The organism is Streptomyces sp. NPDC101219, assembly GCF_044767675.1.
Lineage (GTDB): Bacteria > Actinomycetota > Actinomycetes > Streptomycetales > Streptomycetaceae > Streptomyces.
Window position 1 is genome coordinate 164,263 of sequence record NZ_JBIWOK010000012.1, and the last position, 13,831, is coordinate 178,093.

The following is a 13,831-nucleotide window of genomic DNA, read 5'->3' on the forward strand; positions in this document are numbered from 1 at the left end:
ATCCCACGCACCACCGACAACGAGGGGCGGCCCGGGGAGACAGGCTCGCCGCCCCTACGGCTCCGGCCCCGGAGAGACGAACCCGCCGCCCCTACGGCTCCGACCCCGGAAAGACGAACCCACCGCCCCTACGGCTCCTCCCGCCAGCCCTCCCACTCACCGGCGAAGGCATCCAGCTCCCCGGGATTCAGCACGCCCTTCTCGTCGCGGAGGACGACCAGCCACTGGGCGTCCTCGGCATCGTCCTCACCCGCCAGCGCGTCCCGGACGACGAGCGGCTCCTCGTCGATCCGGAACCGCTCCCCCAAGACCTCCACGACCTCCTCCGCGGCATCCCGGTCGGGCAGCACCAGCACATGTCGTACATCGCTCACGCGAGCCATTGTCCGGCACCGGGGTCAGCCGTTCGGCCCGGTCCCCCGCACCTCCGGCACCGCCTCCAGCTCGATCCCGAACCGGGTCCGGTACACCGCGAGCACCTCCTCGTCCCGCTCCAGGGCGCGCTCCTGGCGGGCACCGTCCGGGGCGGTGACCGTGAGCCGTCTGCCGCTGAGGGTGATCCGCCCGCCGTCGTCGGTCACCCGGGAGCAGACCAGGAAGCGGGTGAAATGGGAGACGGGCGAGGTGCTGTGCCACCACACCCCGGCCGTGAAGTCGCCGAGGGCCCGCGGCCGCATCTCCAGCCGGTACACCGGCCGCCCGTCCACACTCACGTCCAGGTCCGCGGCGTCCGGCACCTCACCGTGCCCGCCCCGCACCCCGGCCGCGTCCGGTGCCGCCACGGCGATCCGGAAGGTGCCCCCGGGGTCGGCCTGGTCCCCCCGGTCCTGGAAGGCCAGCGGCAGATGGCAGTGCGCCCCGAACCCGACGTCGGCCAGCCAGTCACCGCCGTCCACCGTCCGCACCCGCAGCGCGAGATGGTCGTACGGGATGCCGAGCCGGCCCCCGTCCCCGTGCACCCGGGCCGCCATCAGGGTCACGTCGTAGCCGAGGGCTGCGAGCAACGCCCCGAAGGCCCCGTTGAGTTCGTAGCAGAACCCGCCCCGCCGGGCTCCCACCACCTTGTCGACCAGACGCTTCTCGTCCAGCACGATCTCCTCGCCGAGGTGCAGCGAGAGATTCTCGAACGGCACGGTCCGCAGGTGCCGCAGATGCAGCTCGCGCAGCGCCTGCGAGGTGGGCCGTGCGGGGCGCTCGGCGCCGAGGCGGGACAGGTAGGCATCGATCCGGGTCGCGTCCATGCCCTCAGTCTTGCGCGGGCCGACGGCCTGCGGACACCGGTCCGCCGGATCCACTGCCGCCTCGCCGCGCACCCCTCAACTCCGCACCGCCATCAGCCCCTCCCCTGCCCCCACCACCGCCAGGTCCCCGTCCCGGTCGGTGCTCAGGACCGTTGCCCCGCCCGCCCTCAGTGCGGCGACCGTGCGCGGGGCCGGGTGCCCGTACGGGTTGTCCTGGCCCGCGCTGATCAGGGCCAGCCTCGGCGCCGCTCGGCGCAGCAGGCCCGGGTCCTGGTGGGCCGAGCCGTGATGCGCGACCTTCAGGACGTCGACGTCGGCCAGGGAGCCTGCGGCCGGAGACCTCACCAGGGCACGCTGGGCCGGGGGTTCGAGGTCGCCGAGCAGCAGCAGGCGCAGGCCGCCGGTGCGGACGAGGAGGGCGACGCTCGCGTCGTTCGGCCCCTCGGGCACGGGTGCCGGTGCCAAGGGCGGGAAGGGCTGCCCTGGTGGGGCCGCTGGAGCGTCCGGCGGGGGCCAGAGCACTTCCCAGGACAGGCCGCCGCCCGCGCGCCGCCGCTCTCCGGTGACGGCCCGGGTCACCGGGATGCGGGCGGCGGCAGCGAGCCGGCGGACGAACGCGGCCTGCCCGGCGGGCTCCGCCAGCCCCGTGGTCTCGATCGCACCGACCGAGCGCCCGCGCAGCACTCCGGGCAGGCCCGCCACATGGTCGGCGTGGAAGTGGGTGAGGACGACCAGCGGGATCCTGGTGATGCCCAGGGAGCGCAGGCAGCGGTCCACGCCGGCCGGGTCGGGGCCGGTGTCCACGACCACCGCGGTGTCCTCACCCGCCGCCAGCACCAGCGCGTCGCCCTGGCCCACGTCGCACATGACCATCCGCCAGCCCGGCGGCGGCCAACCGGTGATCACCCGGGCCAGCGGGGGCGGGCGCACCACCACCAGGACCAGCAGCAGCGCGCACAGCCCGCACCACCACGGGTGCCGCAGCAGCCGTCGGCCGACGAGCAGCACGGCCAGGGTGACCACGGCGAGGAGGGCCGCCCCGGCCCAGCTGCCCGGCCAGTCCACCCCCGCCCCGGGCAGCGCCGCCCCGGTGCGGGCGATGCCCGCGATCCACTCGGCGGGCCAGCCGGCGCACCAGGCCGCCGCCTTCGCCGCCGGCATGGCGACCGGGGCGGCGGCCAGGGCCAGGAAGCCCAGCACGGTGGCCGGGGCGAGCGCGGCCTCGGCGAGGAGGTTGCACGGCACCGCCACCAGACTCACCCGGGCCGACAGCACGACGACCACCGGTGCGCACACCGCCTGCGCGGCGAGGGCGGCGGCCAGCGCCTCGGCGAGCCGGGGCGGCAGACCCCGCTGCCGCAGTCCCGCGCTCCAGCGAGGGGCCAGGGTGAGCAGCGCGCCGGTGGCCAGGACGGAGAGCAGGAAGCCGTAACTGCGCGACAGCCACGGGTCGTACAGGACCAGCAGCAGGACCGCCGCGGCCAGCGCCGGGATCAGCGATCTGCGGCGGCCGGTGGCGAGCGCGAGCAGGGCCACCGACCCGCAGGCGGCGGCCCGCAGGACGCTCGGGTCGGGGCGGCACACGATCACGAAGGCGAGCGAGAGCGCCCCGCCGAGCACCGCCGTCCCCCGCAGGGTCAGGCCGATGCGAGGCGCGAGTCCGCGCCGCTCGGCCTGCTGCGCGAGGCCGGGAGGACCCAGGAACAGGGCGAGGAGGATCGTGAAGTTGGCCCCGGACACCGCCAGCGTGTGGGTGAGGTCCGTCTCCCGGAACGCCTCGTCGAGGTCCGGGGGGACCCGGGCGGTGTCGCCCACGACCAGCCCGGGCAGCAGGGCGCGGGCGTCGGCGGGCAGGTCGTCGGTGGCCTCGCGCAGTCCGGCGCGGAGTCTTCCCGCCAGCCGTTGCGCTCCCGACGGTTCCCCCACGACCTCCGGCCCGCCGGCGCCCTTGGTCCTCAGCACGGCGGCGAACCGGTCGCCGGACGTCGTCGGCGTGAGGCGTGCCTCGACCCGTAACCGGGTGGAGGGCAGGAGCGCGAGCCAGGGGGAGGCTTCAGGTTCCGGGTGTGCCCGGGCGGGGGCGACGCCGTCGCGTCCGGTGGAGCGGTCGTCGACGATCACCAGGACCGGGGTGCGGACCTCGACGGGGGCTTCGCCCGCCCGCTCCACCGTCCGCACGTCGGCCTCGATGAGGAGGGAGGGCGGGGTGAAGCCGCCACCGCCGGGGCTCGGTCGGGCGCGCCGGGGGTCGGCGGTGATCTCCACCTCCGCCGTCACCCGCGCGTACTCCCGCGCCAGGGCCGGGACCGGGCCGCGCCGCAGGTCGGCGCCGTGCAGACCGGCCGCCACGGCGGCCGTGGCGATGCCGAGCAGCGCGGCGGCGGCGGTGATCCGGCCCTCGGTGGGGACGGAGCCGCCCCGGTCTGCTCGGGTGGTTGCGCCGTCTTCGTCCCGTCGGCTGCGGTGCAGCAGGAGGAGGACGCCCGCACCCGTGCCGGCGAGCACCGCCACCGCCGCCACCCGGCCGGGCGTGGCGTGCAGGGTGAGCGCGGCCGTGGCCCAGACGGCGAGTGCGGGAACGACGAGGCGGAGGTCGGCCGGTGCCTCCTGCCGCGGGTGGGACGCGCCGAGGCGGTGCCCGGAGGCGGCGTGAACGGGGTGCCTCATGGCCGGACCAGGTCCCGCAGGTCCGCGAAGCGGCGGTCGCCGATGCCGTTGACCTCGCGGAGTTCGTCGATCGAGCGGAAGCCGCCGTGGCGGGTGCGGTAGTCGATGATGTGCTGCGCCAGCACGGGGCCGACGCCGGGCAGGGTGTCGAGCTGGTCCGCGGTGGCGGTGTTGAGCGACACGGGCGTCACGGGTCCTGCGCCCGCCGGGCCACCTGGGCTGCCTGCACCGGCGGCGCCGCCGGCCGTGCCCGCCGCGCCGGCCGGGGGCGCCGGGCCCCCGACCACCACCTGCTCCCCGTCCACCAGGAACCTGGCCCGGTTCAGCCCGTCCGTCTTCGTGCCCGGCCGTACCCCGCCCGCCGCGCGCAGCGCGTCCTCGACCCTGGCCCCGGCGGGCAGCCGGTGCACGCCCGGATCGCGGACCTTGCCGGAGACGTCGACCAGGATCCCGGGGCCCGCGGAGCCGGCGGGCGGCTGAGCACCGGAGACGGCACCCGGCCCGGCCTCCGCGTCCCCTGCCCCGCTCTCCCCTGCCGACGGATGCGGCGAGGCGGCCCGCAGTACCTCCGGTGCCCGCACCGGCTGGGTCCGCCCGGACCAGAAGTGGTGAGCGGCGAAGGCCACGGCGATCACGCACACCACCGTCAGCGCGATCACATTGCGCCGCTCCAGTCCGCAGCGGGTGCGGACCCACAACGGCAGCCGCTCCCGCAGGGCGAGTCCGAACCGCTCACCGCGCTGGGGGGCGTCAGCCTCCTCGTCGGGCGCTGCGGTCGTCAGAGGATCCGGGTGCCTGACCATCGGGTCGAGGTCCCGGGCCCGCCCTGCCCTGGGGTGCGCATCGGCCCGCGCATCCGCATCCGCAGCCGCAGCCGCGTGCGCACCGGTACGCGCTCCCGGGCGTGCACCGTGGCCCGCGCTCGCGGCACTGTCCGTGCGCGGACCGGCATCCGTCGCCGTGGCCACCGCCCAGCGCGGGACGCGCCTCGGCGCCGGCCCCGGCCTTCCTCCGGTGGCGCCTACGACCCCGGCCGACGGCCCGTCCGCCGGCGCACCCGCAGCCAACGCACCCGACGGAACGCATCCCGCGGCCCGACCGTCACCGCTCCCGCCGCCCACGGCTCCGCCGTCATCGCCCTTGACACCCCTGCCCCGCGCCTCCCCCTCACCGAACAGCGTCTCCGCGCGCCGGCGGAGCAGGACGGCCGAGGCCGTGCGGTCCGAAGGCCGGTAGCTGTGCCGTCCCCGTGCGCCCCGACGGCCGGGACCGGCGGGGCCACCGTGCCGGACCCGGCCATCGGACGTCGTGCCCCGGCCGGGACCGCTGCTCGCCGCCGCCGTGCGTGAACGTGATCGAAGTGCCATGCGAGGAGCATCGGACACCCGGCCGATTCGCGATGATCTTGCTCAAATCCCGTGGACTACCGACCGGTTGTGGAAAACCCCGTCACCCGAACGGAACCCGAGCGGTCAACCACAGCGCACGGCCCCTCACCGCGACGAGACGACGACCCCCAGCAGCCCCGGCCCCGTGTGCGCCCCGATCACCGCGCCCACCTCGCTGACGTGAAGGTCGGCCAGGCCGGGCAGCCGGTCCCGGAGCCGGTCGGCGAGGGCAGTGGCACGCTCCGGGGCGGCGAGATGGTGGACGGCGACGTCGACCTCGGCGCCGCCCGCCCGTTCGGCGGCGATCTCCTCCAGGCGGGCGATGGCCTTGGAGGCCGTGCGCACCTTCTCCAGGGGCTCGATCCGGCCTCCCACGAGCTGCAGCAGCGGCTTCACGGCGAGGGCCGAGCCGAGCAGGGCCTGGGCCGCGCCGATGCGGCCGCCGCGGCGCAAGTAGTCGAGGGTGTCGACGTAGAAGTAGGCGGCCGTGCCCGCCGCGCGTTTCTCCGCTGCGGTGACCGCCTCGTCCACCGTGCCGCCGGCCTCGGCGGTCTCGGCCGCGGCCAGGGCGCAGAAGCCCAGCGCCATCGCGATCATGCCGGTGTCCACCACGCGTACCGGGACGGGGGCCCGGCGGGCCGCGACGACGGCGGCGTCGTGGGTGCCGGACAGCTCGGCGGACAGGTGCAGGGAGACGATGCCGTCGGCGCCGGACTCGGCGACCTTGCGGTAGGCCGCGTCGAAGACCTCGGGGCCGGGCCGCGAGGTCGTGACCGGTCGGCGCTTCTGCAGTGCCTGGGCGAGGGATCGTGTGGAGATCTCCGTGCCCTCTTCCAGGGCCTGGTCGCCGAGGACCACGGTCAGGGGTACCGCCGTGATGCGATGCCGCTCCATCGTCCGGGCCGGAAGGTAGGCCGTTGAATCGGTGACGATCGCGACATGGCGGGACATGAGCTGGAGGTTACCTGCCGTAGTGCCCTGAGGGCAGCCCGGGCCGGGGCGCCGGGCGCGGCCGTGTCCGGATCAAGTCGTGCTCTCGGGGCGGGCCTTCTTCTGCCAGGGGTGGACGGGGCGCGGCGCGGGCGGGGTGATGGCGGGCCGGGCCGGTTCGGCCTCGGGCTGCCGCGCGGCGGTCTGTCCCGCGGCGTCCGGCCAGGTCGGCCGGGTGGTGGGGGTGTCGGCGGCCGGTGTTCCGTCGCGGGGCGGAGCGGTCGGGGCGGTGGGCTGGTCGGTGGTCGTCCAGTGCCGCAGCGCGCCGGCCTCCATGTCGATCTGGGCGCTCAGCGAGTCCAGGTCGTCGTCCGCGAAGCGGCGGGCGCGGTCGCGGGCCGCCCAGCGCAGGGAGTCCGCGGAGTGGGTGATGCGCTCGGTGCGCTCGCGCAGGTCGGGCAGGCGGGAGGCGAGGGTGGCGCGGTCGGGGTCGGACTCCAGGCGGCGGAGTTCGTCGTCCAGTTCGCGGCCGTGTGCGCTGAGCCGCTCGAAGAGGCCGAGGGACTCCTTGACGGACCCGTCCTCGGTGGCGGCGGTCTCCAGCGCCTCCTGCGTGGCCCGCATGGAGGTGCGCAGCTTCAGGCGGAGCTGGGCGATCTCGCCGGCGGGGCCGGGGCGGCCGAGCGCCTTGGCCTTGAGGGTGTGGTCCTCGACGGTGCGGCGGGCCTGGGTGATGTGGCGGTCGGCACTGCGCTTGGCGGCGCCCACCACCTTCACGGTGGCGTAGGCACCGAGTACCACGAAGAGCACGAAAAGCAGGGCGAGCACTGCGATCACTGCTTCCACGAGGCTCCTCCTCCGGGCCCTTCGGCCTGTTGCCGGCGCGCTCCGCGCCGCTCTTCAACGGTAAACGCAACGGGCAGGTCCGGAGTTCCGTCCGAACCCCGAACCTGCCCGTAGGGGACTACCCCGAAAGCGCCGATCCTCACGGCGCACCATCACCGCGCACCGTCTCGGCGCACCATCACCGCGCACCGTCACGGCGCACCATCACCGCACACCGTCACCGTGCACCGTGAAGGTCACGGCCCCTCACGGCCGGTCGCCGCCGCCGGCCGGAGCCGTCACGCCGGAACGATGTTCACCAGCTTCGGCGCCCGCACGATGACCTTGCGGATGCCGGCGCCGTTCAGCGCGGCCACGACCTTCTCGTCGGCCAGCGCGGCCTTCTCCAGCTCGTCCTCGGAGATGCCCGGGGACACCTCAAGGCGGGCCTTGACCTTGCCCTTGACCTGGACGACGCAGGTCACGGTCTCGTCGACGACGTAGGCCGGGTCGGCGACCGGGAAGTCCTGGTGGACGACCGAGTCGGTGTGGCCCAGCTTGCGCCACAGTTCCTCGGCGATGTGCGGGGCCAGCGGCGCGGTCAGCAGCACCAGGGCCTCGGCGACGGACCGCGGTACGGCGCCGTCGGCCTTGGTCAGGTGGTTGTTCAGCTCGGTGACCTTGGCGATGGCGGTGTTGAAGCGCAGGCCCTCCAGGTCCTGGCGGACGCCGTCGATGGCCTTGTGCAGGGCGCGCAGGGTGTCCTCGTCGGGCTCCGCGTCGACCACGGTCAGGTCGCCGGTGGTCTCGTCGACCACGTTGCGCCACAGCCGCTGCAGCAGACGGAACTGGCCGACCACGGCGCGGGTGTCCCACGGCCGGGAGACGTCCAGCGGGCCCATCGCCATCTCGTACAGACGCAGGGTGTCGGCACCGTACTCGGCGCAGATCTCGTCCGGAGTGACCGCGTTCTTCAGGGACTTGCCCATCTTGCCCAGCAGCCGGGAGACCTTCTCGCCCTGGTACCAGTAGGCGCCGTCACGCTCCTCCACCTCGGCGGCGGGCACCGCGATGCCGCGGCTGTCGCGGTAGACGTAGGCCTGGATCATGCCCTGGTTGAACAGCTTGTGGAACGGCTCGGCCGAGGAAATGTGGCCCAGGTCGTACAGCACCTTGGACCAGAAGCGGGCGTACAGCAGGTGCAGCACGGCGTGTTCGGCGCCGCCGACGTACAGGTCGACGCCGCCGTGCGGCATGCCCTCGCGCGGGCCCATCCAGTACTGCTCGATCTCCGGGTCGACCAGCTTCTCGGAGTTGTGCGGGTCCAGGTAGCGCAGCTCGTACCAGCAGGAACCGGCCCAGTTGGGCATGGTGTTGGTCTCGCGGCGGAAGCGGCGCGGGCCGCGGCCGTCGCCCAGGTCCAGGGTGACGTTCACCCAGTCCTCGTTGCGCGACAGCGGCGTCTCGGGCTGGGTGTCGGCGTCGTCCGGGTCGAAGGTGCGCGGCGAGTAGTCCTCGACCTCGGGCAGCTCCAGCGGCAGCATCGACTCGGGCAGGGCGTGGGCGACGCCGTCCTCGTCGTAGACGATGGGGAAGGGCTCGCCCCAGTAGCGCTGGCGGCTGAACAGCCAGTCGCGCAGGCGGAAGTTGACGGTGCCCTCGCCGTGGCCCTCGCGCTCCAGCCACTCGGTGATGCGGGCCTTGGCCTCGGTGACGCCCAGGCCGTCCAGGGTGACGCCGTCGCCGGTGGAGTTGATGACCTTCGCGTCGTAGGAGGCGAAGGCGTCGTCCCAGGCCGCCGGGTCGGTGCCGCGGCCGTCGGTGGGCTCCACCACGCAGACGATGGGCAGTTCGAAGGCGCGCGCGAAGGCGAAGTCGCGGGAGTCGTGCGCGGGGACGGCCATGATCGCGCCGGTGCCGTAGCCCATCAGGACGTAGTCGGCGATGAAGACGGGCACCCGCTCGCCGTTGACCGGGTTGACGGCGTAGGCGCCGGTGAAGACGCCGGTCTTGTCCTTGGCCTCGGCCTGCCGCTCCACGTCGGACTTGGAGGCGGCCTGCGCGCGGTAGGCGGCGACGGCCTCGGCGGGGGTGGCGTGGCCGCCGGTCCACACGTCGTGGGTGCCCTCGGGCCAGGCGGCCGGGGTGAACTTCTCCACCAGCGGGTGCTCGGGCGCCAGCACCATGTAGGTGGCGCCGAACAGGGTGTCGGGGCGGGTGGTGAAGACGGTGATGTTCTCGCCGTCGATGGGGAAGTCGACGCGGGCGCCCTCGGAGCGGCCGATCCAGTTGCGCTGCTGCAGCTTGATGGCCTCGGGCCAGTCCAGGGCGTCCAGGTCGTCCAGCAGGCGGTCGGCGTAGGCCGTGATCCGCATGTTCCACTGGCGCAGCTTCGCCTTGAAGACGGGGAAGTTGCCGCGCTCGGAGCGGCCCTCGGCGGTGACCTCCTCGTTGGCCAGGACGGTGCCCAGGCCGGGGCACCAGTTGACCGGCGCGTCGGAGGCGTAGGCCAGCCGGTACTCGCCCAGGACCTCGGCGCGCTCGGCCTCGCTCAGGTCGTCCCAGGCACGGTCGGTGCCGGGCACGGGGCGCTCACCGGAGGCGAACTGCTCGACCAGTTCGGCGATCGGGCGGGCCCGGCGGGCGTCCTCGTCGTACCAGGAGTTGAAGATCTGCAGGAAGATCCACTGGGTCCACTTGTAGTAGTCCGGGTCGATCGTGGCGAACGACCGGCGCTTGTCGTGGCCCAGGCCCAGCCGGCGCAGCTGGGACGTCATGTTCTCGATGTTGGCCTCGGTGGACACGCGCGGGTGCGTGCCGGTCTGCACGGCGTACTGCTCGGCGGGCAGGCCGAAGGCGTCGAAGCCCAGCGTGTGCAGGACGTTGTGCCCGGTCATGCGCTGGAAGCGGGCGTAGACGTCGGTGGCGATGTAGCCCAGGGGGTGGCCGACGTGCAGTCCCGCGCCGGAGGGGTACGGGAACATGTCCATGATGAACTTCTTGGGCCGGGCGGCCAGCTCCGGGTCACCGGCCAGGTCGCCCTTGGGGTTGGGCGCGGCGTAGGTGCCCTCGGCGTCCCAGAAGTCCTGCCAGCGTGCCTCGATCTCGGCGGCCAGGGCGGCCGTGTAGCGGTACGGCGCGGCCTCCGCGGCCGCGGGGTTCGTCTCGCTCATGATCCTCAAAGCTCCATCGATCGTCTCTGCCTGCGCCTGCGGCTGCCGGAAATGAAAAAACCCCTCGCACAGGAGGGGACGCCGCGCCGATTCCGACCGTCCGTCGATGGCGGTCGGGACTGATCAGCGCGGCTCGCTAAGCAGGAGGCGTACGGCACGCATGGCGCAAGAATACCGCAGGCGCGGAGCGCGTCGCGACGCCGTTACGGACGCCGCGCGGACCGCCGGGGGCCTCCGGAGAGCGGGCGCCGCGGCCTGTTGACTGAATTTCGGTCAAAGGTTACTTCGCGTAACAGACACTAAAGGGCATTACAACGAGCGGATGATCCTTTGGTAACAGCGCAATAACTCAAACCTCGTACTGATCGGTACGACCGGGCTTAGAGTTCGGCCCGGGACCGCTTTACCGATACCTCGGAGTTGCCCCATGAACCGTCGCCCAGACAGCAGCCCACCCCCCGCACGGGGCAGGTCGGCTGCGGCTCCGCTGTGCCCGCTCCGAGTCATGACGCCGGGAGGTGCGTCATGAACCCGCACGACAGCACCGCGGACGACTGGCTCGCCGAGTTCCTGAGCTTCGGTGTCGGCGTCCTGTCGCTGGTCTGCCTGAGCTGCTCGGTGATCTGGGGGCTCGTGGCCCAGGACCGGATCCTGCTCGGCCCCCGCCAGCGGATCCTGGCCCAGGCGGTGCACCGGACGACGGCGGTCGCCTCGATCGTCTTCCTGCTGGTGCACATCGGCATCAAGATCGGCCAGGACCACGTCTCCTGGATCGCGGCGGTGATCCCCTTCGGGCTGGCCCTCACCGACGACGAGGCCGTCATGGGGAGAAGTTTCCTGATCGGCCTGGGCACCCTGGCCGGCTTCCTGATGATCTTCGTGGGCATCACCGGCATCCTGCGCAACCGCTTCGCCACCCCGGCCCCGGTCGCCGCCCGCTGGCGGGCCATGCACATGCTGGCCTATCCGGCCTGGTGCGCCGCCCTCGTGCACGGGCTCTACGCGGGTCGCGCGGCCAAGCCGGTCTTCCTGATCCTCTACGGCCTGTCCGTGCTCGGCGTCATGACCGCCCTGGTCCTGCGCGCCTCCCCGCGCCCGGTCAAGCGCAAGATCGCCGACCGGCTGTCCGGCCTGGTCGCCGGCCTGGACCAGCAGAGCGGCCGGGACCGGCTGGAGGAGAGCCGCTCCCGGACCGCCGAGAACGCGCTCGCCGGCTACGACACCCCCCGCGAGTCCCGGCCGCGCGGCGCGACGCCGCCCGCCTTCACCGGGGCGCCCGGCCCCTCCGGTCCGCTGTACGAGACCGCCGAACGGCCCGCGCCGGAACCGGCGAGCGGCTTCGCCGCCGCCTACCGCGCGGTGTCGGCGCCCGCCGCGCCCCAGCAGCCGTTCGCCGCGGACCAGACCGCCCGCATGGAACTGCCGCCGGACCTCCAGCCGACGGAGGCGGTCCCGCGCGTCGACGGGGCCTCCAGCACGTCCGGCAGCTGGCCGATCCCGTCCCCGCCGCCCGTCGGCGAGGCCCCGCCGTCGGCCTACGACCCGCTCCAGGACACCGGATACAACATCCCCACCTACGACAATTCGCCCGCGGCACCGTACGGTTCACGTGATGTGTACGACACCGGTGAGACGAACGGCCTCTACGGCACGTACAACCCGGATGACACGTACAACAGCGGTCCCGCCACTGAAACACGCCCCGGTGCGTCGCCGTCGTCGACCTACGACTTCGACGCACCGGGATCGGGCGAACCTTGGAACACGCCTTCCGGAGGCTTTAAGTGAACGAGGCCCTGCCCGACGTCCCCGAAGTCCGCGTCGTCGGCCTTCCCCAGCTCACGTCGGGCTTCGACCTTGTCGACCGGCTCGACCTCCAGATGCACCTCAAAGTGCACGGGCCGCTCGAACCCATGGGCGGCGAACAACTCGCCCAGCTCGCCGAACGCATCAACCTCAGGGGGCGCGGCGGCGCGGGCTTCCCCTTCCACAAGAAGCTGCGCTCGGTCGCCGAGACGGCGATCAAGCGCGGTGTCCGGCCGGTCGTCGTCGTCAACGGCAGTGAGGACGAACCGGCCTGCCGCAAGGACACGGTGATGATCAACCGTGCCCCGCACCTGATCCTGGACGGCGCGCTGTTGTGCGCCGAGGCCATGGGGGCCCGCACGCTCGTGGTGGGGGTCACCCGGGAGTCCACCCAGCGCTCCATGGAGGCCGCGCTCGCCGAACGCGGCCTGAGCAACGGGCGGCGGTCGGCGCTGCGCGCCCGCGTGCAGCGCAACCCGGTGCGGATGGTCACCGGGGCCGCCGCCTCCCTGATCCGCTCGATCGACGGCGGGCCGGCCATCCCGCCGGGCCGCAAGACCAGCGCCTCGAAGAACGGCGTCGGCGGCGCCCCCACCCTGCTGTCCAACGCCGAGACGTTCGCCCAGCTCGCCATCGCGGCCCGCATCGGCCCGGAGCGCTACGGCAACACCGGCCTGTACGACGAGCCCGGCACCGTCATGCTGACGGTGTCGGGGGCGGTGGCCCGCCCGATGGTGGTCGAGGTGCCCACCGGCGTGCCGCTGCGTTACGTGCTGCAGCTGGCCGGGGCGCCCCCGGTGCCGCAGGGCGTGCTGACCGGCGGGTACCACGGCAAGTGGATCGACGCGGCCACCGTCAACGAGGCGATCGTCTCCCGCAACTCCCTGGACGCGGTGGGCGGTTCGCTGGGCGCCGGGGCGATCCTGCCGATCAGTCAGGACACCTGCCCGCTGGGCGAGTCGCTGATGGTGGCGAAGTGGCTGGCCGAGGAGAGCGCCGGGCAGTGCGGCCCCTGCTACCTGGGACTGCCGGCCGCCGCGCGGGGCCTGGAGGACATCCTCAACGGGGGCGGCCCGGCCGCCCTGGAGGCCGTCAAGCAGGTCGCCAAGAACGTGAAGCGGCGCGGCGCGTGCTCGCACCCGGACGGCTCCGCCATGTTCCTGGAGTCCACCGTCAAGGCGTTCACCGACGACCTCGCCGCCCACGTCCTCGGCAACGGCTGCGGACGGCCCGTGGCGGGCGTCCTGCCGCTCTTCGAGGGCGGCAGGGCCCCTACGGGCATCCCGGGCGGCGGAGGCGAGGAGAACGGCCCCAGCCGCCAGACGATCTACGTGGACTGGACGCTGTGCCGGGGCCACGGCCTGTGCGCGGACATCCTCCCCGAGGTGTTCCAGCTCGGCGCGGACGGCTTCCCGACCGTGGCGAAGGCGGAGGTCCCGCGGTTCGCGGAGGCCAAGGCCCTGCGGGCGGTGCGCCGTTGCCCGGCGCTGGCGCTGCGCATCGAGGACGAGGCACCCCGGGCCAAGGCGCCCTCGCGCAACCTGCCGGTGCTCTCCCAGGGGCGGGGCCGGCGCGCCCTGGGCCGCTGAGACCGGGCCCGGGGCCACGGCTCCGGGCCGCTCGGCCGGCTCCGGCCCGCTGGGCCATCGGTCCCGCACACAACGCCGAAGGCGGACCATCCTCCCGGATGATCCGCCTTCTTCTGTGGAGCTAAGGAGAATTGAACTCCTGACCTCCTGCATGCCATGCAGGCGCTCTACCAACTGAGCTATAGCCCCGCGTTCCGCGCCGCCCGGTCTCC

9 protein-coding genes and 1 tRNA gene are annotated in these 13,831 nt (G+C 73.8%); 2 read left to right on the plus strand and 8 right to left on the minus strand.

The window, feature by feature from the left end; genetic code table 11:
* Positions 1-128 precede the first annotated feature (128 nt).
* The 7 genes from ACIRPP_RS23775 to leuS all read right to left on the minus strand — a co-directional run bounded on the left by ACIRPP_RS23775 (position 129) and on the right by leuS (position 10,224).
* Positions 129-374: a hypothetical protein gene (locus ACIRPP_RS23775; protein ID WP_403646285.1), complete on the minus strand. Its 246-nt coding sequence runs from the start codon at positions 372-374 to the stop codon at positions 129-131.
* A 24-nt stretch (positions 375-398) separates the two neighbouring features.
* Complete coding sequence (locus ACIRPP_RS23780) at positions 399-1,241, minus strand: arylamine N-acetyltransferase (RefSeq protein ID WP_403646287.1); 843 nt, start codon at positions 1,239-1,241, stop codon at positions 399-401.
* 75 nt (positions 1,242-1,316) lie between these two features.
* Positions 1,317-3,908: a ComEC/Rec2 family competence protein gene (locus ACIRPP_RS23785; protein ID WP_403646290.1), complete on the minus strand. Its 2,592-nt coding sequence runs from the start codon at positions 3,906-3,908 to the stop codon at positions 1,317-1,319.
* Positions 3,905-4,711 (minus strand): helix-hairpin-helix domain-containing protein, encoded by an 807-nt coding sequence (locus ACIRPP_RS23790; RefSeq protein WP_403646292.1) that lies wholly within the window; start codon positions 4,709-4,711, stop codon positions 3,905-3,907. Before ACIRPP_RS23790 ends, ACIRPP_RS23785 begins: the two co-directional genes overlap by 4 nt.
* 690 nt (positions 4,712-5,401) lie before the next feature.
* Positions 5,402-6,247: a DegV family protein gene (locus ACIRPP_RS23795; RefSeq protein WP_403646295.1), complete on the minus strand. Its 846-nt coding sequence runs from the start codon at positions 6,245-6,247 to the stop codon at positions 5,402-5,404.
* A 72-nt stretch (positions 6,248-6,319) separates the two neighbouring features.
* Complete coding sequence (locus tag ACIRPP_RS23800) at positions 6,320-7,072, minus strand: hypothetical protein (protein WP_403646298.1); 753 nt, start codon at positions 7,070-7,072, stop codon at positions 6,320-6,322.
* Between the two features lie 278 nt (positions 7,073-7,350).
* Complete coding sequence (leuS, locus tag ACIRPP_RS23805; RefSeq protein WP_403646301.1) at positions 7,351-10,224, minus strand: leucine--tRNA ligase; 2,874 nt, start codon at positions 10,222-10,224, stop codon at positions 7,351-7,353.
* Positions 10,225-10,749: 525 nt separating this feature from the next.
* On the opposite strand from leuS, the gene ACIRPP_RS23810 reads away from it, so the two are divergent.
* A complete protein-coding gene (locus ACIRPP_RS23810; RefSeq protein WP_403646304.1) occupies positions 10,750-12,012 on the plus strand; it encodes a cytochrome b/b6 domain-containing protein in 1,263 nt (420 codons plus the stop codon).
* Entirely contained in the window at positions 12,009-13,619 is a 1,611-nt protein-coding gene (locus tag ACIRPP_RS23815; RefSeq protein ID WP_403646307.1) for an NADH-ubiquinone oxidoreductase-F iron-sulfur binding region domain-containing protein, read from the plus strand. The genes ACIRPP_RS23810 and ACIRPP_RS23815 overlap by 4 nt, the downstream gene beginning before the upstream one ends.
* A gap of 116 nt (positions 13,620-13,735) precedes the next feature.
* On the opposite strand, the gene ACIRPP_RS23820 is transcribed toward ACIRPP_RS23815, so the two are convergent.
* Positions 13,736-13,808: transfer RNA gene (locus ACIRPP_RS23820), tRNA-Ala, on the minus strand.
* Between the last annotated feature and the right edge of the window lie 23 nt (positions 13,809-13,831).

Coding starts and splice junctions, on each gene's coding strand:
- ACIRPP_RS23780 (WP_403646287.1), bottom strand. CDS start 1,241: ATGGACGCGACCCGGATCGATGCCTACCTGTCCCGCCTCGGCGCCGAG.
- ACIRPP_RS23785 (WP_403646290.1), bottom strand. CDS start 3,908: ATGAGGCACCCCGTTCACGCCGCCTCCGGGCACCGCCTCGGCGCGTCC.
- ACIRPP_RS23790 (WP_403646292.1), bottom strand. CDS start 4,711: ATGGTCAGGCACCCGGATCCTCTGACGACCGCAGCGCCCGACGAGGAG.
- ACIRPP_RS23795 (WP_403646295.1), bottom strand. CDS start 6,247: ATGTCCCGCCATGTCGCGATCGTCACCGATTCAACGGCCTACCTTCCG.
- leuS (WP_403646301.1), bottom strand. CDS start 10,224: ATGAGCGAGACGAACCCCGCGGCCGCGGAGGCCGCGCCGTACCGCTAC.
- ACIRPP_RS23810 (WP_403646304.1), top strand. CDS start 10,750: ATGAACCCGCACGACAGCACCGCGGACGACTGGCTCGCCGAGTTCCTG.